Source organism: Clostridium sp. Marseille-P2415 (assembly GCF_900155545.1).
Lineage (GTDB): Bacteria > Bacillota > Clostridia > Lachnospirales > Lachnospiraceae > Lacrimispora.
This window is the reverse complement of record NZ_LT732526.1, coordinates 2,892,800-2,914,959: the sequence shown is the minus strand read 5'-3', so window position 1 is coordinate 2,914,959 and position 22,160 is coordinate 2,892,800. Positions and strand designations below refer to the sequence as shown.

The 22,160-nt window shown below is 36.2% G+C and carries 14 protein-coding genes and 4 pseudogenes; all 18 read left to right on the top strand.

Annotated elements, in window-relative coordinates:
- The first annotated feature begins 16 nt into the window (after window positions 1-16).
- Window positions 17-952: a glycosyltransferase family 2 protein gene (locus BQ9856_RS18235; protein ID WP_077612293.1), complete on the top strand. Its 936-nt coding sequence runs from the start codon at window positions 17-19 to the stop codon at window positions 950-952.
- A gap of 31 nt (window positions 953-983) precedes the next feature.
- A complete protein-coding gene (locus BQ9856_RS18230; protein WP_077612292.1) occupies window positions 984-3,521 on the top strand; it encodes a YfhO family protein in 2,538 nt (845 codons plus the stop codon).
- Entirely contained in the window at window positions 3,522-5,990 is a 2,469-nt protein-coding gene (locus BQ9856_RS18225; protein ID WP_077612291.1) for a hypothetical protein, read from the top strand.
- A 448-nt stretch (window positions 5,991-6,438) separates the two neighbouring features.
- Window positions 6,439-6,783 (top strand): annotated as a pseudogene (locus BQ9856_RS25785) (transposase); the annotation flags it as partial.
- A 136-nt stretch (window positions 6,784-6,919) separates the two neighbouring features.
- Window positions 6,920-7,261 (top strand): annotated as a pseudogene (locus tag BQ9856_RS24995) (transposase); the annotation flags it as partial.
- Between the two features lie 454 nt (window positions 7,262-7,715).
- Window positions 7,716-7,793: pseudogene (locus BQ9856_RS25780) on the top strand (dTDP-4-dehydrorhamnose 3,5-epimerase); the annotation flags it as partial.
- A 133-nt stretch (window positions 7,794-7,926) separates the two neighbouring features.
- Window positions 7,927-8,364 carry a DUF1972 domain-containing protein gene (locus tag BQ9856_RS18210; RefSeq protein WP_077612290.1) on the top strand — a complete coding sequence of 146 codons (438 nt, stop codon included), beginning with the start codon at window positions 7,927-7,929 and terminating at the stop codon, window positions 8,362-8,364.
- A gap of 317 nt (window positions 8,365-8,681) precedes the next feature.
- Window positions 8,682-10,382 (top strand): phospho-sugar mutase, encoded by a 1,701-nt coding sequence (locus tag BQ9856_RS18205; protein ID WP_077613439.1) that lies wholly within the window; start codon window positions 8,682-8,684, stop codon window positions 10,380-10,382.
- A gap of 17 nt (window positions 10,383-10,399) precedes the next feature.
- The gene (locus BQ9856_RS18200; RefSeq protein WP_077612289.1) at window positions 10,400-11,713 is read left to right on the top strand and encodes a sugar phosphate nucleotidyltransferase; all 1,314 of its coding nucleotides are present in this window, start codon (window positions 10,400-10,402) and stop codon (window positions 11,711-11,713) included.
- A 534-nt stretch (window positions 11,714-12,247) separates the two neighbouring features.
- Window positions 12,248-12,997, top strand: a complete 750-nt coding sequence (locus BQ9856_RS18190; RefSeq protein ID WP_077612288.1) for a WecB/TagA/CpsF family glycosyltransferase — start codon at window positions 12,248-12,250, stop codon at window positions 12,995-12,997.
- Window positions 12,998-13,260: 263 nt separating this feature from the next.
- Entirely contained in the window at window positions 13,261-14,403 is a 1,143-nt protein-coding gene (locus BQ9856_RS18185; RefSeq protein ID WP_139348726.1) for a glycosyltransferase family 4 protein, read from the top strand.
- A gap of 337 nt (window positions 14,404-14,740) precedes the next feature.
- Window positions 14,741-15,862 carry a glycosyltransferase WbsX family protein gene (locus tag BQ9856_RS18180; protein ID WP_077612286.1) on the top strand — a complete coding sequence of 374 codons (1,122 nt, stop codon included), beginning with the start codon at window positions 14,741-14,743 and terminating at the stop codon, window positions 15,860-15,862.
- On the top strand, window positions 15,843-16,967 hold the full coding sequence (locus tag BQ9856_RS18175; RefSeq protein WP_077612285.1) for a Coenzyme F420 hydrogenase/dehydrogenase, beta subunit C-terminal domain: 1,125 nt from the start codon (window positions 15,843-15,845) through the stop codon (window positions 16,965-16,967). Before BQ9856_RS18180 ends, BQ9856_RS18175 begins: the two co-directional genes overlap by 20 nt.
- 29 nt (window positions 16,968-16,996) lie before the next feature.
- Complete coding sequence (locus BQ9856_RS18170; protein WP_159442031.1) at window positions 16,997-18,337, top strand: oligosaccharide repeat unit polymerase; 1,341 nt, start codon at window positions 16,997-16,999, stop codon at window positions 18,335-18,337.
- Window positions 18,338-18,342: 5 nt separating this feature from the next.
- A complete protein-coding gene (locus BQ9856_RS18165) occupies window positions 18,343-18,969 on the top strand; it encodes a hypothetical protein (protein WP_077612283.1) in 627 nt (208 codons plus the stop codon).
- Window positions 18,970-19,002: 33 nt separating this feature from the next.
- Window positions 19,003-20,139 (top strand): polysaccharide pyruvyl transferase family protein, encoded by a 1,137-nt coding sequence (locus BQ9856_RS18160; RefSeq protein ID WP_077612282.1) that lies wholly within the window; start codon window positions 19,003-19,005, stop codon window positions 20,137-20,139.
- A 39-nt stretch (window positions 20,140-20,178) separates the two neighbouring features.
- Entirely contained in the window at window positions 20,179-21,594 is a 1,416-nt protein-coding gene (locus BQ9856_RS18155; RefSeq protein ID WP_159442030.1) for an oligosaccharide flippase family protein, read from the top strand.
- A 223-nt stretch (window positions 21,595-21,817) separates the two neighbouring features.
- A pseudogene (gene tnpA / locus BQ9856_RS25775) lies at window positions 21,818-21,916 on the top strand (IS66 family insertion sequence element accessory protein TnpA); the annotation flags it as partial.
- Window positions 21,917-22,160: the final 244 nt, after the last annotated feature.

Below are 22,160 nucleotides of genomic sequence, written 5' to 3'. Positions count from 1 at the left end.
ATTTGGAGAAGGAAAAATGAGAGAACTGATATCTATCATAGTGCCCTGTTATAATGAAAGTGAAGCATTACCATTATTTATGAAGGAAATGGATAAAGTTGCTCATCAAATGCACGAACTGAATTTTGAAATAATTCTAGTGGATGATGGGTCTATAGATAATACAAAACAGATTATAAAACAAATAGCAGAAGTGGATGATAAAGTTAAGTTTATATCTTTTTCTAGAAATTTTGGGAAAGAAGCAGCTATTTATGCAGGTTTTCAACATGCTAAGGGTAGTTTTGTAGCAATGATGGATGCAGATTTACAGGATCCACCAAGCCTTTTACCTGATATGTATAAGGCAGTGACAGAGGAAGGGTATGATTCTGTTGCGACTAGACGAGTTACCCGTAGGGGGGAACCACCCATCAGATCTTTATTTGCCAGATGCTTTTATAAAATTATTAATAAAATGTCAGATGTAGAGATTGTAGATGGTGCCAGAGATTTTAGATTAATGAATAGAAAATTTGTGGACGCACTATTAGAATTAAGTGAATACAATCGATTTTCTAAGGGATTATTTGGCTGGGTTGGATTTAAAAACAAATGGATTGACTATGAAAATGTGGAACGCGTAGCAGGTAAAACAAAGTGGTCTTTTTGGTCTTTATTTCGTTATAGCATAGAAGGTATTGTAGCATTCACTACAACACCATTAGTAATTTCTTCTATAGTCGGTTTTATATTTTGCTTGTTATCAATAATAGCAATTACATTTATAGTAGTAAGAAGGCTTCTGTTTGGTGATCCTGTGGCTGGTTGGGCCTCATTAACATGTATTATTACATTTTTGGGGGGCGTCCAATTATTCTGTCTGGGGATACTAGGGCAATATCTGGCCAAAATGTATCTTGAAATTAAAAAAAGACCTATTTATTTAATAGATGAGAGTAATATAAAATAAAGCTAATTGTATTTTGGGGAAAGGAATTAATATGTTTTTTTCGAAATTATATGAAAAAAAAATTTATATTATTTCAGCGTTGCTATCTATTGTAGGAATTTGCTTGATTTTTTTGTATTGTGGTGTTTATCCGTTAGGAAAGACAAGCAACCTAGCTTCTGATTTATATTATCAATATATTGATTATTTTGGCTGGTTAAGAAATGTATTGTTAGGAAATGCAAAATTGACTTATTCATTTTCAATGTCTTTGGGAAATCAAACCATAGGATTATTTGCATATTATTTATCTTCGCCCTTCAATTTGCTCATCTATTTCTTTTCAGAAGAGCAGATACCTTTATTCGTCTTTTTGATAACCATCTTAAAAATTGCATTATGTGGAGTAACATTTACCTATTTTGCTAGAGTAAGGTTTAAAAATTGCAAGGATAGTTATATTTTAATCGCATCTGTATGCTATTCTTTGATGCAATATAATATAGCGCAGCTTACTAATATTATGTGGCTAGATGGAGTTTATCTACTTCCTCTAATGCTTACTGGAGTGTATCGCTATATTATACAGAAAAATCATAAATTTTTTTGTATAATGGTCTTTATATCAATCCTATTTAATTGGTATACTGCATACATGAATTGTATATTTGTAGTTTTATATTATTTATATGAAAGATTTTTAGTAGAGAGAAAGATTGATTTTATAAAAGATTTTTTCGTTTTTTGTTTTTATGAATTGATAGGAGTTTTAAGTAGTTTCTTTTTTTTCTTACCGGTTATAATAGCTATGATCAAAGGAAAAGCTGATTTTGGATCACAAAATATATTTCAGTTTAGCTTTAATGGGAATTTAAATAACCTTATTAAAGGGTTTATGATAGGAAATTTAGCACCGGATACTACACGTCAATTATCGATGTTTTGTGGATATATTATATTAGTATTTCTATTGTTTTATTTTTCTAATAAAACAATAAATATTAGAGAAAAAATATGTTCTGCTATTTTTTTATTTATAATGCTTATATCAGGATTTGTCTTTGCTATTGAAAATATTTGGAATGGATTTAGAAGAGCAGATAGCTTTTACTGTCGTTTTGGGTATCTTATTATTTTCCTTATTATATATTTAGGCCTTAAAGGAATGACATTATATAAAAGCGCAGATAAACTGGCTTTAGCGAAGCATATAAGCTTACTAGCAGTTACTTTTGAAGCTTTATATCTATTTCTACCATTTGAACCTAAAAAAATCATATTAACATTGTTTATTTTGAGTTTTTATTTAATCTGGATTATTTGCTCAAAATATAGATTGGCTTCGATAATGCTTTGCGGGATAGTGTTTTTCGAATTAATAATAAATGGTATTTTAGTTAGAGATGGGAGCTACAATACTGGAGATATAGAAAAATATAAGCAATATACAAAAGAGCAGACAGAAATAGTAAATGATATTAAAGGATTAGATACAAATTCTTTTTATAGGATTGAAGAGACGCTTAATCGTCAGATAAGCGGGAATGGAATAAGTGCGGCTTTTAATGATAGTATGGTCTATGGATTTCATGGAGTGGCCAATTATACTTCAACGATAAATTCGGACATTATGAAGCTTATGGTGGATCTGGGATACTATGATGGGGAACATTATATTATTCCATATGGAGAACCAAACCTTGCTGCTGATAGTTTTATGGGAATTAAATATCTTATGACACAGAGACAATATGCTGGATTTGATAAGATAGAAGATATTGAGCAGAAATGTGGAAAGAATGTATATATAAATCCATATGCTTTGGGTTTAGGAATGAGTGCTAGTTCAAGAGTACTGGACAAGATAGAAGATGTTAACCCATTTGAATTTCAAAATAAATTATTTTCTGCAATTTTAGGAGAAGATATTGAAATATATAAAAAAATAAGTTTTAATAGTCAAAATGAAAATGGAAATATTATTTTTAATACTCCTGTAATTGATATTGACGGTATTATATATGGTTATGCTGAAACTCCTCGAAGGGAGCTAAAGTTATTTATTGATGATGTTTATCGATGTGATTATAATCAGTGGTTGAGTTATAAGACTTTTAACGTTGGACAGATAAATACTTTACATCAAATACGGTTTGAAAATTATAATGATACAAATGATAATATGGAAATGCAGTTATACTATCTTGATATGGCTGTATTTAGAAGAGCAATTGATCAATTGAAGCAGAATGTTTTTAATGTAAGTAAGTTTATGGATGGCGATGTAGAAGGAGAATTTTATTCGGATAAAGCAGGATACCTCTTATTAACCATTCCATATGATGATGGCTGGGAAATTCAGGTTAATAGCAGTAAAGTCTCAGCGCAAAGGGGAGGAAATACTTTTTTGACTATTCCTGTTGAACAGGGAACAAATAAAATTAAGTTACAGTATAAGATTCCGGGTATTATTCCAGGCTTTATAATATCAGCAATTGCCTTTTTTATTATTTATTTTGATGAAAAAAAGAAAAAATTATTATATTATTATAAGAGTAAACGGGAAACTGGCCGAGGCGAGGTAGAATGAATGAATCAAAATCTTTATTATAAGCATAGAATTGAGGTATTATTAAAACTGAATATATTACTTTTGTTAGCTGTATTCTTATTCGTTTTATTAAAAGCCAGATTTTTCTTTTCTTTTAGTTCTCAATTAGTGTTTGCCGGCATTTTCTTTACTTTTATATTTATGCTGATTTTAAAAGTTAAGGAATTTTCACATATTTTTAAGCTTAATGAATCTTGTAGAATTTCCAATTTAAAAAGTGCTTACTATTTAATCTTGGAAACGAAAAATTTAAAAAAAATAGGTAATATACTCTTTTTTACAGCACTTGGGATTTTTTTTATTCAAAGCACACTAAGCATCAGCATGCTGAATCTCACAGGAGACTGGTGGAAATTAACTTTGCTATTAAAGAAGGTTTGTATTCTAATGGCATTTTTAAAAATTGCACTGGACATTGTTGAGGAGAAGTATAATTTAAAAACATTATTTGTTATTACATTCATTAGTACTTTTCAATGTGTGTTATATTTAAAGACAGAAAATTTGACAATGGTCACTTTATGGGTATTCATATTAGCGGCAAAAGAAATTGAATTTGATCAGATAATAAAATATTCTTTTTATGTAAATGTTTACCTTATGCTATTCGTTGTGGCAAGCAGCTTGTTTGGGGTTGTGGAAAACAGAATATATCTGAGATTCAATGGTGATTACAGGTATAGCTTAGGATACCAGTATACTACTAATATAGCAAACCTTTATATGCATATGATTATCATGTATGTATATTGGAAGAAAAAGAAAATCAGTATTGTATCAATGATTGTATTAATGCTTATAAATGTAGTTATATATAGGTTAACAGATACAAGAAATGCTTTTGGAATAGGTTGTATAGTATTGATTGGGGCATTCGTATTAAAAATTTCATCATATTTCTCTAAGCCTCATAGATGGATAAATTATATATATATATGGTCTATTCCGTTCTTTGCGTTCATAACTGTGTGCATGACAAGTTTGTACAATCAAAATATTTCATGGATGAATTCCATGAACATCTTTTTTAATGATAGGCTAAATCAAGGAAAATTAGGAATAGAACAATACGGTATAGATTTGTTTGGAAATAAAATTGAATGGGTAGGGGGCGGAATTATTTATGAAATTAATCAAAAGGCTTATAATTATGTAGACTCTTCTTATGTTCAATTTTTGTTGGAGTTTGGTCTTATTGCTTTTTTATTGGCATGTATTTATTTTATGAAGCTAAATGATAGAGCAATTAAAAAGAAAGATGTCTGGTTTGGAATGTCAGTATTTTTAATTGCGTCGCACAGTATTTTGGATCCCCAGTTGATGTGGCTGGAATTTAATCCTTTTCTTTTATATGGTTTAAGCAAGGCTTGGGATGGGGAGTATTACAAAGACAATGCATTGAAAGCCGCAGTTGATAAGAAGAATGGAATACTAATAAACTTCTTGCTTGTAGGTATTTTAATTTTAACAATATTTTATGGTTCCGAACTTAGTGGTATGATTCGCACATGGATGAATATGTATCAATTCTATGCGGCTGACAGGCAAAAATATTTTGTTCTATTCTTTATTATCATGTCTGGCATTGTGATTTGTATTGGGTTGAACATTGGTAAGAAAAAAATTAGGAATAGAATTCTTGTTGGGGGCTGTGTTTTGTTAATGGGTGTAGGTTATTGCTCTATTATATTTATGATTGCTCAAAAGCAGAAGGATTATGAAAAGGATATACAAGCAGGAATTCATCTAATAGAAGAGTTGGAGAACCAAGGAAATCAGTTTGATGCAATTTATGTTGAAGATATTCCTTACTGTTATCGAAAACTGTTAAAAGGAGTTCCTGTAATTGCAGGAACAATGCCGAAACAGAATGAAAATGCCATTGTCTTTGCGAAAAAAGGAAATTATTATAAAACTTTGTTTAATAATAATTATTTCGGTAGTTTACTTTATGACAAAGAATATGTTTTTGTGAAAAATGAAAAATTAAAACAAGGAATCATGCAGCAGGGTGTTGATTTAAAACAATATTATGACGGAATTGAGACAGTTGATCTTAAAAATCTAGCAAAGATGAATGATCTTCCTATGATATTACTTAAAAATGGACAGACTGCAATGGAAGTTACTGGAGAAGAAAAATCGTTGGTTCATGGTCCATATCTAACTGTATATAAAGGAAAGTTAAAGGTTACATATGAATTAACTCTACTTGAGACTAATATAGATACTGGTGAGGTCGCAAAAGCCCGAATATCAAGTGACTATGGAAAAAACATAATTGCACTTAGAGATATAAATAAGGGAGAGTTTAATGAGAATGCACAATTAACTATAAGTATGATACAGGATGTTTCAGACAGTGCTAATATGGAGTTTTTACTTTTTGCTAATGGAAATTCGAAAATAGCAATCTCGGCAGTAAAATACCAAATAGTAAGCGATTAGAAAGATAGTTAATACTATTTTTTGAAAGAAATATGTAGATGAAGCTAGAAAATTTATCAAAAATACATATATACCCATAATTTTGAATGTCTGCATTCTGAGCTAGATTATGAGATTCTAACATACTACTATTATCAAGAATGTTTTTGTGGGAGGCGGAACGAATATGTTGGAATTTTTAATGAATATGGAGAGGCAGTTATTTTGCTTCCATTTGACAAATATTGTTATAAAATTAAAGTGAATCATCTTACGCTAGAAATTATATTCCAATATCAGTGTTATAAATAGTGTCTGCTGATTAATTTAAAATCAGCCAGAAACTATTGATTTTACTGACTTTCTCACTCCAGAGTGGTATACTATAAGTGCACGGTTTACGATGAATTCAAATCTTTTTTCGTGCAGTTTTTCATAGAAAAGTACCATTTTAGGAGCAAATAATTTAATGTATAAATACACCGATAATACACAGAGCAACTTTCTCAGTTTCAATCAGCCAATGGGACTCCATATGAATCCGGAGAATCGATGGATAAAAATGGCAGATTCTATTCCGTGGGAGATATTTGAAAAGAAATACTCCCGTTTGTTCAAGGGAAAGAATGGACGCGTAGCAAAACCTTTACGTCTTGCCCTTGGCTCTCTGATTATTCAGACCAAGTATCAGTATTCTGATCGGGAACTGGTTGATCAGCTGACGGAGAATCCGTATTATCAGTATTTTATCGGTCTTCCAGGATATCAGGAAGAACCACCGGTGGATGCAAGTACGCTGGTCTTATTCCGTAAATGCCTGAAAATGGACGTTATCATGGAAGCCAACGAATATATGCTGAATGCCTTCAAAGAGAAGGAGTCCAGTGATGATAATGATGATGATGACCATTCCAATCCTCCAACAGGTGGATGTGGAAATGATGAGCCGCACCGTACTGATTGAGGCAGTAGAACGCTTCAAGAAACGCACCGGTCATTATCCAGAACGTGTACTTGCCGATCAGATTTATCGGACCAGAGGAAACCGCAGTTTCTGCAAGCTCCATGGAATTCGGCTATCTGGACCAAAACTTGGAAGACCAAGTTTGACAAAACCTTCAGCCAAAGATAAAAAACAGGAATATCAGGATAACACAGATCGAATTGAAGTGGAGCGGTTTTTCAGTTTAAGCAAGCGCTGCTATGGACTGGGATTGATCAAGACCAAGCAGTATGATACGACACTTACATCAATTGCGTTATCTGTATTTGTGACGAATCTTTTCAAGATTCAGGCACGAATACTTTTTGCCCTGATTTGGCTTTGGGAGCTGATAGCATATCAACCTGCTGATTTTGAACCGGAGACGGTTTAATCAGCAGACACTAGTTAAACCCATGTTCTGTGTATCATAACAGAGCATGTGAAATAATTCGTTATGAGTTTTCTGGTCATTTTAATTTCATCGTATCGAATCTTTGAATAAATACTCAGATTATCATATTGTTTTATGTGGACTACTTGATTTATGCGGGCAATTTGTCTAAATTGAACGAGGTACTGAAAAATCCGAGTTTTCGTTACTGTAAAATTAGCATTTATGATCGCGAAGCAATTTATCGGCTGTTTGAAGAAGAACTTGCTGATATTATTATTAATTTTTCTGCAAAGTCGCATGTTACTGTTCAATTAAAATCCGGAAGTGTTTCTTAATACCAATATTAAAGGTACTGCTGTGATGGTAGCGAGCCTATGGCAAGTGGTATGATGTGGAGCTGACAGAAGAGAACAAAAAGCAGTTTTACATTTACGAAGGCTTTGCGTAAGGATTCCTTGTTTTGTGTGAGACTGATGAGTTTTGTTACAAAGTGACTGATTTTTATCTCCTGGCGACGAAGGTGAATTGGATTGAAGGATACATTTAAATTCTAAATACTTAAGAGGGGGAGGAAAACTATGAAACATGTGTTTATAGTCGGTGCCCAAAATTGCGGCGCATATGGCGGATATGAAACATTTTTGTATAAGCTAACAGAGTATCACCAAAACAATAAGAAAATTAAATATCATATCGCATGGAAAGGTGCTGAAAACAAAGAGTTTGAATACCATAATGCACATTGTTTCCAGATTAAAGTTCCCAATATCGGTCCAGCTCAAGCGATTTACTATGATGTGGTGGCACTAAATTTTTGCGTAAAGTACATCAAGAAAAATAAAATTAAAAATCCTATCATATACATACTTGCTTGTCGTATTGGTCCATTTGCTGTGCATTTTCAGAAAGAAATCCATAAGCTGAGAGGTAAGGTCTATGTGAATCCAGATGGTGCTTGTGAAATAATTGGGACAACCGGAAAAAAGCTTGATTTTTCAAGGCTTTTGGCGGCTTGACTGTCCAACCTCAATTTATGCTACAGGGTAGAGCAGCAGGCCACAGAGATGCTGAAAACAGGCTTGACGGTGATGTTCCTCATTATTTACCCGAATTATGAGAGCAGAAATTGAACAGGAAGAAGGATGGCCAAGCCTGACGATGGACTTCTGAAAGGAGGTTCTCGACAAGCTATTTGACGTACTTGTTCTTCATGGTAATGGGGTGTTGAAGAATTTCATGAATATCGGACATCATCTTAGACTTAGATGACGTTCAAAGTGATTTGGTAGATTTTCTGTGTTTTAAAAATAGCAGGTTGGGAGAGTTAATGAAGATGGTTTACAAGAAAATATACGAACAGTGGTTAAATGATGAGTTCTTTGATGAAAAAACCCGTAAAGAACTTGCAACGCTTACTGATGAAAAGGAAATAGAAGACCGATTCTATCGCGACCTTGAGTTTGGTACGGGGGGGTTACGAGGCGTGATGGGCGCAGGAACGAACCGTATGAACAAATACACCGTGGGCAAAGCAACTACTGGTTTGGGAAGATATCTGCTTGATACCTATGGTGCAGATGATTGTAAAAAGCGAGGCATTGTCATTGGATATGATACTCGCAATAATAGTGAATATTTCTCAAAAACAGCGGTGGATGTTCTGAGTGGCATGGGCATAAAAGTCTATCTTCATGTCCATGCCCGGCCTACTCCTCAGCTCAGTTTTTCCGTAAAGTTTTGGAATGCGCTTGCTGGCGTTGTCGTGACCGCAAGCCATAATCCGAAAGAGTACAACGGCTACAAAGTTTATGACGAGTTTGGTTGCCAGCTGGTTCCTAGGCAGGCAAAACAAGTTACAGCCTATGTCGATGCCATCACAGATTATCACACTATCAATTTTACTGGTGATGATTCGCTGGTTTCGATGGCAGATGTAACTGACAACTTTGTGATGGCTGTTATGAAACAGAGCCGTTATGACAGTAGCGAAGCAAAGAGCAAGCTGAAAATTGTTTATACTCCGCTGCATGGTACGGGTAATGTCCCTGTGCAGAAAGCACTCCGTTTGGATGGCTTCAATCAAGTGGATGCAGTTGCAGAGCAAGTTGTTCCAGACGGAAATTTCCCGACTGTTGTTTCTCCGAATCCGGAAGACCGTCGGGCGCTGGAACTTGGTATTGCGCAGGCAAAGCGCACGGATGCGGATATTGTTCTTGGCACGGATCCTGATAGCGACCGTGTGGGTGTTGCCATTAAGAAGGTTGAGGGAGAATATCAGCTGCTGACGGGCAATCAAGTTGGCGCATTGCTGATGGATTTCATTCTGAGCCATACGGATATGAACAAATATCAGCATCCCGCAGTGGTTAAGACGGTTGTCACATCGGAACTTGGTGCAGATATTGCCCGTAAGCGTGGTATCGCTGTGTTTTCAACTTTGACCGGCTTTAAGTTCATTGGAGAGAAGATTACCCAGTTTGAGCAGGCAAAGCTGAAGGGTAATAAGGAGCAGGATTATGACTTCCTGTTTGGTTATGAGGAATCTTATGGTTATCTTGCTGGTACCCATGCGAGGGATAAAGACGCAGTTGTTAGTTCTTTGTTGATTTGTGAGATGGCAGCAGAAGCAAAAGCTAACGGTAAATCTCTACTGGATGAGATGGATGAAATCTATGCGGAATATGGCTATTACCGTGACGCTTTGGACAGTTTTACCCTTAAAGGGAAAGATGGGCTGGAGAAGATAAGTTCTTTGATGGCCGCCCTCCGTGATTCCGGTTCCCCATTTGAGGGAACAAAGGCTGTGATTGATTACAGTATTCTGATAGAGGCTGAGCCTGGATTTGGTATATTGCCGACTTCCAACGTCCTGAAATATGTTTTGGAAGATGGCTCTTGGATTGCTGTACGGCGTTCTGGTACAGAACCAAAGATTAAGCTGTACTACAGCATTAAGGGCTCGGATCAGAGTGCTGCTGAGAAGAAGTTGAAAGAAATCCAGGACAAGATCCAGGGCAAATTGGGATTGAAATAACAGGGAGGACAAGGATTATGAATATCATTTTACTTTCTGGTGGTAGTGGCAAGCGTCTTTGGCCTTTATCCAATGATGTGCACAGCAAACAGTTTATTAAATTGTTCAAGGATGACAATGGTGAGTATGAGTCGATGGTTCAGAGAGTTTACCGCCAGATCACCACGGTGGACTGCGATGCCAGGATTACGATTGCGACCAGTAAATCACAGGCGAGCGCCATTAAAAACCAGCTGGGAGAGAAAGCATCCATCTGCGTTGAGCCTTGCCGCCGTGATACGTTCCCGGCTATCGTATTGGCGGCGGCTTATCTGCAAGATGAGCTTCATATAGGCTCTGAAGAAGCTGTTGTGGTCTGCCCAGTTGATCCCTACGTAGACAATACATATTACGAGGCAGTCAAGACCTTGCAGGAACTGGCGGAACATGGAGAGGCTAATCTGACGCTAATGGGTATCGAGCCGACGTATCCGAGCGAAAAGTACGGATATATTATTCCGGAAAGCGGCGATAACGTCAGCAGGGTCAAAGAATTCAAGGAAAAACCTGCCACTGATACTGCAAAGAAATATCTGGATCAGAAGGCTTTGTGGAACGCGGGTATCTTTGCATTCAGGTTGGGTTACTTGTTGGATAAAGCCCACAGTATGATTGAATTTGAGGATTACCGGGATCTGTTTAGCAAATACGATACGCTTACTAAAATCAGCTTTGATTACGCAGTCGTTGAGAGAGAAACAAGTATTCAAGTTCTGCGGTACAGCGGTGATTGGAAGGATGTCGGAACATGGAACATGATGGCAGAGGTTATGGCTGACAAGACCAAGGGTAGAGCAATTCTTGATGAGACTTGTGAGAATACCAATGTTGTGAACGAATTAAATATCCCAATTCTTTGTATGGGATGCAAGGGCTTAATTGTTGCAGCCAGCGGAGATGGTATTTTAATTTCTGACAGAGAACGAAGCGGCTATATGAAACCGTATGTTGAAAAAATCGAGACTGAGGCAATGTATGCTGAGAAGTCATGGGGATCCTATACCGTCATTGATGTCCAGCCAGGTTCCATGACTGTCAAGGTTTCTATGAAGGTTGGAGAAAGAATGAGTTACCATATGCACAATTATCGGGAGGAAGTTTGGACGGTTGTGTCAGGTAAGGGCAAAGCAGTTGTAGACGGTATGGAGCAGATACTTCGCACTGGAGATGTAATCACCATCGCAGCAGGTTGTAAACATACTGTAGAAGCAATTACTGCTATTGATATTGTTGAAGTTCAGTTGGGTGATGAAATCAGTGTAAACGATAAGATCAAATTTTCAATGGAGTAAAAGGCGGTAGGGAAAATGGAAATTCTGAAATTACTACCGACTGGAAAAGATTATCTCTGGGGCGGAACAAGGCTTCGTGAGGAATATGGAAAGAAAATTGATATGACTCCATTATGATACTACTCCACCGTGTAGACAAGGAATGGGAAAAAAAGAGAGTTGCATTTTGATAAAGCAGTGCAGGTCATGAATATGGGAATTGCGTCAGAGGCGAAGCAAAAGCCGCGATTGGTGAAATGTTATCCGGGGTGTTCATGCGAATTGTTGTGCCGTTGCAAGTATTTTGAAGCGGAGTGAATTCAAATGAAAAAAGGTCTCTCATTCTCAGTGCTTAAGAATTCGTTTCAGGTGCTGATGTGTTTGAATGGATACGGACAAATCGAGACTATAGAAGCGGATCAAAAACCGATATGATTCAGCAAAGGGGAGACAATGTTTTTACCAGTTGGAATAGGAAGATGCATGATTATTGGTGATGCGACAGTACTAAAGATAAGATGTTAGCTTGTTTTTCCTGTTGCGGGGAGGATATAAATGGCAAGAATGAATTTTATGAACACAGAAATAGACAATCTGACAATGGAAGAAGCATTGCAGGCTATCGACTTGTTGATTGAGGAAAACAAAGGTTCTTATGTAGTAACGCCAAATGTGGATCATATTGTACAATTAGAAACAAGCAAGGAATTGCAGGCTGTGTATAAGAATGCTTCTCTGATTTTGACTGATGGAAAGCCTCTTTTGTGGATTGCGAAGTGGTATGGAACTCCAATTAAAGAAAAAATATCCGGTTCTGATCTGTTTCCACTTTTATGTAAAATGGCTGCGGAAAAAGGATATAAAATGTTTTTCCTTGGCGCTGCTGAAGGTGTTGCTGCAAAAGCAGCGAAGAATCTTGTAAATCGATATAAGGGGTTGCAGATAGTTGGTACATATTCACCACCGTTTGGCTTTGAAAAAGATATAGGAGAAATGGCAAAGATCAAAGTGATGATAAAAGAAGCGAATCCCCAAATTTTGATTGTTGGATTAGGTTGTCCGAAACAGGAGAAGTTCATGTACCATCATTGCAAAGAATTGTGCGTTCCAATTTCATTAGGATTAGGAGCAAGTTTTAATTTTGAAGCAGGAAATATTAAACGCGCACCAAAGTGGATGTCTAATCATGGACTTGAGTGGGTATTTCGCATCACACAAGATCCTAAAAGAATGGCAAAACGATATCTGGTTGATGATCGGAAAATTATAGGTTTGGCTTTAAAATATAAAAAACAGGGTGTGTAGCAATGAAAGGAAATACTTATTACTGTAATCACGCTTGTCTATAATCATGAAAAATATTATTGACGGTATTTTTAAATTTACCTCATTTATATTTATTGATTATGTAAATGATGGAAGTAATGATCATTTTCGGATAAGTTGAATGCTGTTGATACTATAAAATATAAATCATTTAAGACGCTCTCTGTTTTATTATAGATATAATATGATCGTGATTACAGAAACTATTCTGTACGTCTGAAAAGGACTGGATTTTAGTAAGTTTGAAATTAAAAATGTGGGGTGTGGACATGAGGGTGCTAATAGATTTAACTTCTCTCGCAGATAATTTTTCTGGAATAGAGAGATTTGCACTTAGCATTACAAAAGAATTAATAGTAGATAATAAAAGAAAAGATATAAAGTATATTTTACTGTTTAAAAATAGCATTCATGAAGAATTTAAAAGTATAGAACCGAATGTAAAGAGCATAGTACTGAAAGGGAAAAATAAATTGATTTTCAATCAAGTGATACTTCCATCAGCATTAATGAAAATAAAAGCGGATTACTATTTCTTCCCAGCTTTTCCGGCACCTTTTTTCTTTTTTAACAAGAAAGCTATCAGTACGATTCATGATGTAGGATGTTGGGATTGTCCGAGCAAAAATAAAAAATATATGACAGTATACTTTAAAATTATGTATTGGAAGGCAGCATATGGAAATAAGCAAGTGGTTACTGTCTCAGAATTTTCTAAAGAGAGAATACAAATAATCTTAAAAAAATCACCATCACAAATCAATGTAATATATGATGGAATTGCAGATTGTTTTGAAAATTTTACGTATGATATAGAAAAAAATAAGAAGGCTATTACTGAATATAAATTACCAGATGAGTATCTTTTGTGTCTTTCAACATTAGAACCGCGCAAGAATCTTCGTTTATTAGTTGAGGCTTATGATCAACTTTTGACTGAAGGCAAAGTCAATATTGATTTAGTGCTGGCTGGAAGAAAAGGTTGGCTTGTAGATGATTTGTTGGCAAATTTGAAAAAAAACACAGTGGATAGAATTCATTTCACAGGTTTTGTTGATGATAATTTGCTTCCATATGTGTATAGAAATGCACGATTGTTTGTATTTCCATCTATATATGAAGGCTTTGGTGTCCCTCCTATAGAGGCTATGTCAATGGGGATTCCAGTTGTATCTTCCGATGCAGCATCGCTGCCAGAGGTACTGGGAAATGCTGCATTTTTTTTCCCTAATAGAGATTGTGAAGGACTTAAAAAAGAAATCCTTAATGTGCTTTCTCTTACAGAAAACGAACTATCTTTAATTAAAAAAAAGGGAATAAAACAAGCTCAAAAATTTAGTTGGAAAAAAGAGGCAGAAAAACTTAGAAATAATATTTTCATTTGATTTTATTGAAGGATTAAGTATAACATATAGGCACAGCAGAAAATAGTCAGTATAAAAGTAATATTATATTTGATGTAATAGGAAATGATATCAGATCAGTCTTATCTGATATATCTTAGCTACCAGAGACGCTTGATGATGTAGTCGTTTATTACAAATATAATAAAAAAGAATTATATTGGAGGATCTTCTATTCCCAACTATTGGAGAAAGCAAAGAAATAGAAACAATTCAAAGGTCACATTAATAATAGTTGGAAATTTCAGTGGCTTGTTTTGGTATATAAGATTGGTAATCATATGGATGAATGCCCAGATAGAAGGAGTTGAATAAATATATGGCAAAAATTATAGCATTATATTTACCTCAGTTTCATCCCATTCCAGAGAATGATGAATGGTATGGAAAAGGGTTTACGGAATGGACTAATGTCGCAAAGGCAAAACCACTTTTCGCCGGACATAAACAGCCGAGAGTTCCAGCTGACCTTGGATTCTATGATCTTCGGGTTCCAGAAGTAAGGTATGCACAGGCTGAAATGGCACAGAAATACGGGGTAAATGGATTTTCATTCTATCATTATTGGTTTGGAAATGGTAAGCAGCTTTTGGAGAAACCTTTCCAGGCTATATTAGCAGACAAGAATTATAAGTTCCCGTTTATGTTGCACTGGGCTAACGGCTCATGGTCAAAAAAGCTATGGAACGCCAACGGCACTGGAGACAAGCTCCTTGTAGAGCAGGTCTATCCGGGAGAAGAAGATGCTATCAGGCATTTTTATACGCTTCTACCTGCGTTCAAAGATGAGCGATATATGCGACATGATGGAAAGATCATGTTTGCGGTTGATCTTCCATTGAATTCTCCGGAGATTGAGAAGATACTGTCTTTGTGGAGAAGGCTTGCAGCGAAAGAAGGCCTTGGTGAATTCTTTTTTATTGCACATGCAGCACACTATAAGGAATCTACTGTATTGAGCGAGTCAGGAGTTGGAGGCCTGTTAGGACTGAACGGCTTGTACCATGGCGCTTATGATGCTATTATGGATTCCCAATATAGGAAGGTAATGTATCGAAATCTATATTGTAAGGGTAAGTATGTGATTCGGAAAAAATTAAACATCCCGAACACATATAATTATGGATCGACCATAAAGTGGGTCATGAAGGAATATGACAAGGATGAGAGAGTCTTCCCGGAGATATTCCCGCGCTTTGATCACTCTCCACGTTCAAAGGGAAAAGAACTGATTTACACTGGTTGCACGCCTGATCTTTTTAAAGATTATGTAAAAAATGCGTTAGAGATTGTTAAAGATAAGAAGCCAGAGAATCAGCTAATATTCATTCGCGCATGGAATGAATGGGGCGAGGGCAACTATCTTGAGCCGGATACATATACCGGACTAGGTTATCTGGAGGCCATTAAGGGGGCATTGGATGAGTTCGGGAAACATTAACTGTATTGGAGATAACTGCTGCGGTTGTGAAGCTTGTTATTCGGTCTGTCCGAAAAATGCCATATACGCTGAGCGTGGGCGTAGAGGTGAACTTCTCTATAAGTCAAATGAGGAGTGCATTAACTGTGGTAGGTGTCTCAAAGTATGTGCCGCAAATAATACAAAGCTACATGATGAAGTAGACATATTCTACAGAGCAATTACGAAGCAAAAAGATGTATTGAAGAAATCCTCTTCTGGCGGAATTGCTTATGAAATAGCACGTCTTATTCTTTCAGAGGGAGGTATTACGTATGCGGCAGTTTGGGATGTTGATAAGCAAAGAGTGCAGCATTCAAGGATAGCTTCGGTGCAGGAATTGCCAGCCATTCAGGGAAGCAAATATGTCCATAGTACGATTGAAAAAGATACTTATGAAAATATTCTGAAGGATGTAAAAGAGCACAAAGTACTCTTTATAGGATGTCCTTGTCAGGTTTCTGCAGTAAAAAATCTTGTAGGAGACAAAAGTAAATTAATATGTATTGACTTGGTATGCCATGGAGTACCAAGCGCTGAAATGCTGAAGAAACAAATTAAAAAAATAACAGATGACATGGTTGAGACGATTTCATTCAGACGAGGTCTTAGTTTTTTCTTAAATTTGAAGGATAGATCTGGAAAAACATATTCAATAAATGGATATGATAATCCATATTATGTGCTTTTTCTTACTTATACATCCTTAAGAGAAAGTTGCTATAAATGCAGATATGCTCAAAGGAAGAGAGTTGGGGATCTCACTATCGGAGACTATACCGAGCAGGGAAAGGGATATTCATGCGTTCTTCCGAATTCAGAAGTGGGACAAAGGTTGGTGGCAGAAACCTGTTCATCTATTCAATATGAAGAAAGAAATACTGCATTGTTGAAGGAAAATGATGCTTTAAATCATCCAACTGTCAGAAGTTCAAAGGTGGATGTCTTTACCGAAAGATATAATAAGCGAGGAATTTATTATGCATATTACAGAACATTCTTAGCCTTTGTAATGAAACGCATCGGAAGAAGATTATTAGGGGACAAAATATACGATAAAGCTATAAAACGATTTAAGGGAAAATAGATTTAAAGGAAATACAGGAGGCCGAACGATTGGGACTTTTTTATTTGGTATGCTACGCAGTCATTACGTGCGTAATCACGATTCGATCAATATTGAAAAGAAGGAATATTATATACATTGCGTTATGGTGTGAGTATGCGGTTTCTTCGGTTTTCTGTGTGCTCGGTAAAGTGTATCAAGCTAATTTGGTTGGAATTAGTACATGGCATAACAAGTGGTATGATCTGTCAGATACGACTTGGTGGGGATATGCACTGATTATCATCTGCAACCTGATTGCTTTCAAACCATTTGAGGTTTTTGATCACGATTCATCTTTAGGAGATATGGGTGAAAGAAAAGGTGCAAAACAATATATGGGTTATTATGCTTACATTTATATTTTGTTGGCACTTATATTTGTTATACTTTCATTCAGCAATATTAGAAGTATTCTAGAAACAGGAGACCTCGGTGCATTACGTTCATCTTTGTATGGAAACAGTGATAATGAATCAACGCTGGTAATAACGAATAATTTTGTCGCAAATTTATGCTATAAACTTTGTATTCAATTCAAATATTTAAGTATTTTCATTGCGCTGCTTATGTTTAAGGAAAGATATCGTGTTAAAACAGCAGTGGGTCTCCTTGTGACGACATTTACAATTTATTATATCTATGCATCTGCAAATGCAGCACGTGGCGGATTGCTCATTTTTGTATTTTGTTCATTCCTTATGGTGTTGACATTTTTTAAGTATATGAGCAAGGGCTCAAAAAGGAAACTCATAATCTTAGGGGCTGTGTGCGGTGGAGTTGTGGTTTCGTTTTTCTTAGCCGTTACAATGTCTAGACTTGCTACCGACACTGGTGGAGGAAATTTACTCCTTAGAAACATATCGTTTTATTTGGGACATGGCCCAATTGAGTTTAGCAAAGTAACAGGGTCTTTGGAGGATTTTGCATATGGCAAAACAATCATCGGAAGGCTGTTGAACCACTATTTTGGAATATCCTATAGTTGGGAAAATATTCAAGCGGAGATTGGATATCCAAGTATTGGACCAGTTTTCATCACATATTTGGGCTACATCTATACAGATTTTGGAATCTTTAGCTGTGTTGGTTTCACAGCTTTGTGGTCATACTTTATGTGTAGGCTGTTAAGAAAGCCAACCTTGCGTATTAGCACGGTGTTTATTTTCCTGTATTATCTGAGCTTCTATGTGACTGGAAATTTTGCTGTTGGTCGTTTGGAATACGCAGGAATGATCACAGCGCATATTATCGCGCTTTTGATTCGATTGATTGAGGATCAATTGCGAATTAGAAGCCGTAAGTATTCACTTCTATATACACATAAGGAGAATGTATATGAAAAGAGGTAGCAGAGTTGTTTGGAATAAAGAATAAGATACGAGGGATTGTTATCAGATATAAATGGAGAAAACATAATCCCCACAATTATACTAATGCAAATACTATATTTAATGAGCAGAAGGTATCTGTAGGAAAGAAAACCTATGGAGAGCTGAACATTAACCTTGGTACCAATCCAATTCGTACAGTTAAAATCGGTAGCTTTTGCTCAATTGCTCCGGGAGTTCAGTTCATCATAAATCCTCACAATTATCGTTTCTTCTCATCGTGGGGATGGCAGGTTTATGAGTATCATGAGCGGTATTATGATTGGGAGAAAAAGACCAGCATCATTGTAGAAGATGATGTTTGGCTTGGGCAAGGAGCATCAATACTTGGTGGAGCTATTTTACATCAGGGATGTGTGATTGGTGCAGGTTCTGTAGTAAGCTGTGAGGTTCCACCGTATGCGATATACGCCGGTCATAAGATTATCAAATACCGATTCAGTCAGGAAGTGTGCAATAAATTACAGAAGATTGATTATTCTAAATTTGACCAAGCGGTTATTGATCGAATCAAAGGGTGGCACAAGATAGAAATCAATGAGTCTAATGTAGATGAGTTGCTGAAGCTTGTACCACTGAAAGAAGAGATTTAATTTGAAAATACATAAATATGAGGACATTATGAAATGAGAGTTTTATTACCATATCATTTAGGCTGCGGGAATCGAGGCTGTGAAGGCATAGCGAGGGGCATTGCTAAAATTTTAGATTTAAATAAGGATCAATTAATACTATTTGACATTTCTCCGTATGACTATGCTGGCGATTTAAAATTGGGATTAAATAAAGTCGGAGTATTAAAGCAAACCAAGGACAATAATGGAGTAGAAACGGCAAGATTAATGTGCAGGGTACTGCAGAAAATGAAGCTGCCATATTTTTATAATGAACTGATGAGTGGCTATTATGTAAATACCGCAAAACCAGGGGATGCCATTTTTATAACTGGCGGTGATATCTATTGCTACAAAGGAGCCTCCGCACTTCCCAACCTGATAGCGAAGAAGGCAAGGAAAAAGGGTATAAAGCCAGTACTCTTTGGAGTCTCAATGGAGAAAAAATTCCTTGATGATAAGGTAGTAGCTGGGTTAAGAAACTATGATCTTATTATCACGCGCGAAACAATATCTGCAAAAACTATGACTGATCTCGGATTGAAGAATTATCTTTATCCGGATCCAGCTTTTTCGCTTAAACCTGTAAAGTGTCCGCTACCTAATTATTTTGGCAAAAAGGTTGTCGGTATCAACTCCAGCCCCTTTACAGATGCTGATGGTTTGTTCGAAGAAAATATGAATAAGTTCATCGAATATGTCCTGTCACAGGGCATGGAAGTGTGCTTTATTCCTCATGTGTTCTGGAAAGAACAGGATGATCGGAAGTCAATTGCAAAATACATAAAGAAGTATGGAAATAAGGTTCATGTATTAGATTCAGAGAAGATGTCTTATTTGCAGATTCGATATGCTATTTCGAAATGTAAGTACTTTGTCGGTGGACGCACTCATTCCGTCATCTCTGCATACAGTACTCATGTTCCGTGCATTGCTCTTGGTTATTCGGTAAAAGCCCGAGGAATTGCAGGGGACATCGGTATGCCGGAATATACGGTTGTTGACAGCAAGCATTTGAAAGGTAGCACGGATATCCTAGATGCATTTATTAAAGTAGAGCAGAATTACGATAGTATCATGCGAGCCTATGAAGGCATGGATGCATATATCAAGAGGATAGATGGACTAAAAGAATTGGTCTTGGGATAGTCATATTAAGAAGGCTATTTGACAGGAGGAAAGTATATAGTGGTATCTAAAGATAATAAATATTTCCAGTTGATATTGAATACATCCTTATTTGCGCTTGGAAACCTTGGGTCTAAATTTATAGTGTTCATTCTTATGCCGCTGTATACCAACGCTTTGACTACGACAGAATATGGTATCAGTGAATTGGTTATAACCGGAACCAATCTGCTTATACCTTTCGTATCAGTTTCCATCCAAGACGCAACATTAAGATTTGTACTTGATAAAAATAATAAATCAGGGGAGGTGTTAAAGAATACGATCCTGATTCTTGCCATAGGATCGATTGTGACCTGCCTATTGTATCCGTTCATTGGTCTGTATAAAGCTATTGATGGATGGACGCAGTATTTCTTGATATTGACCATTGTGTATATGGTTCGAAATGCACTTTCTATTTACTTGAAGGCTATCGGAAAAACAAAGCTTTTTGCTATTGACTCTATTTTATATACATTGTTCCTTATGATAAGCAATATTGTGCTTCTGACTGTTGTTAAACTGGGATTGAAAGGATATTTTTATGCTATTATTATTTCTACAGTTGGATCGATAATTATATTATGTATATTTGGGAATGTATTTGGAAGCTGCAAAAAAAACCGTGTCAACAAGAAATTATTAAAGGACATGGTGATTTATTCACTACCGATGATTCTCAATAACATTTCGTGGTGGATTATCAATTCATCTGACAAGATTATGATAGAATATTTTGATTCTGCCTCAGCTTCTGGAATCTATTCTGTTGCATCTAAAATACCGTCGATTCTCACCACGCTGACCAATATTTTCAATCAAGCTTGGATCATCTCTTCTGTTTCCGAATATGATACAACGAGAGATGGAAAGTTCTATTCCAGAACCTTCACAGTATTTAATTGTATGTTGGTTATGGTTGCATCTGGAATTGTTCTTATAATTAAGCCATTTATGCAGATTTATGTTGGTGTAAACTTTGTAGAAAGCTGGCAGTATGTTCCGCTGCTTTTATTGGGAAGTATTTTCCAGTCTTATGCCGCTTTCTTTGGAGCTATATACACATCGGCAAAAAAGAATGTAAGTATAATGTCAACTACATTAATTGCAGCTGTGATCAACATTGTTTTAAATACAATACTGATTCCAACCATAGGAATTCAGGGTGCGGTAATAGCTACAGCTGTAGCATACTTCGTTGTATTTGTGTTCAGAATGATCGATTCTCAAAAGTATATACAGTTCGAAGTTCAGGTTACGCAGGTGCTTCTATCAATGGTTATTTTAACAGGGCAATGTGTTTTAATGATCACAATAGATGGAGTACTCAGGTATGTAACATCAATAGTGTGCTTTGCGGTGTTGTTTGTTCTGAATGCAAAGACTATCGTTTTGCTGTTTAATATGTTCAAGGCGAAGCTTAGGAGACGATAGTATGCGGTAAGAAAAGCGACTAAAATTTGAGAGAGGTGTCAAATTAAATCAACGGATAGCCACCCCATGATTTTGTTCCATAATTGTAGATAAGAAATGCAAGCGTTTTACTTCATTGGTGTTGCTAGATAACGCGGGATGCAAGCATTTTACTACATTGAAATTATGGAGGAATGCCATACGAGCAACTAAAGTATCTGCTGACGAACAGTACCGACTCATTATGGAATGCAGACAAAGTGGTCTGTCTGATCAGCAGTGGTGTCTAAACCACGATATCAACCCCGGTACTTTTTATAACTGGGTGAAACGTCTCCGTCATAAAGGCAGCTATGATATTCCGGCAGCAACACGACGTTCCTACAAAGAAGTTCCAAAACAGGAAGTGGTGAAACTGGAGTTTGAGCAGAAACCTGTTTCTTCCAATTCAGAGTCATCTGCTGTTTATACCGAATCATACCAGGAGCAAAATCCAGGAATGCCTATGATGGAATTATCTCTTGCAGGTGCCTGCCTGCGCATTACAAACGGAATAGCACGGGCCGGATATAATGCAGAGGCATTCC

Bases quoted from the DNA above. Each gene is read 5' to 3' on its own strand.
- BQ9856_RS18230 (WP_077612292.1), top strand. From the start codon at position 984: ATGTTTTTTTCGAAATTATATGAAAAAAAAATTTATATTATTTCAGCG.
- BQ9856_RS18180 (WP_077612286.1), top strand. From the start codon at position 14,741: ATGGCAAAAATTATAGCATTATATTTACCTCAGTTTCATCCCATTCCA.
- BQ9856_RS18190 (WP_077612288.1), top strand. From the start codon at position 12,248: ATGGCAAGAATGAATTTTATGAACACAGAAATAGACAATCTGACAATG.
- BQ9856_RS18160 (WP_077612282.1), top strand. From the start codon at position 19,003: ATGAGAGTTTTATTACCATATCATTTAGGCTGCGGGAATCGAGGCTGT.
- BQ9856_RS18175 (WP_077612285.1), top strand. From the start codon at position 15,843: ATGAGTTCGGGAAACATTAACTGTATTGGAGATAACTGCTGCGGTTGT.
- BQ9856_RS18205 (WP_077613439.1), top strand. From the start codon at position 8,682: ATGGTTTACAAGAAAATATACGAACAGTGGTTAAATGATGAGTTCTTT.
- BQ9856_RS18200 (WP_077612289.1), top strand. From the start codon at position 10,400: ATGAATATCATTTTACTTTCTGGTGGTAGTGGCAAGCGTCTTTGGCCT.
- BQ9856_RS18235 (WP_077612293.1), top strand. From the start codon at position 17: ATGAGAGAACTGATATCTATCATAGTGCCCTGTTATAATGAAAGTGAA.
- BQ9856_RS18225 (WP_077612291.1), top strand. From the start codon at position 3,522: ATGAATCAAAATCTTTATTATAAGCATAGAATTGAGGTATTATTAAAA.
- BQ9856_RS18210 (WP_077612290.1), top strand. From the start codon at position 7,927: ATGAAACATGTGTTTATAGTCGGTGCCCAAAATTGCGGCGCATATGGC.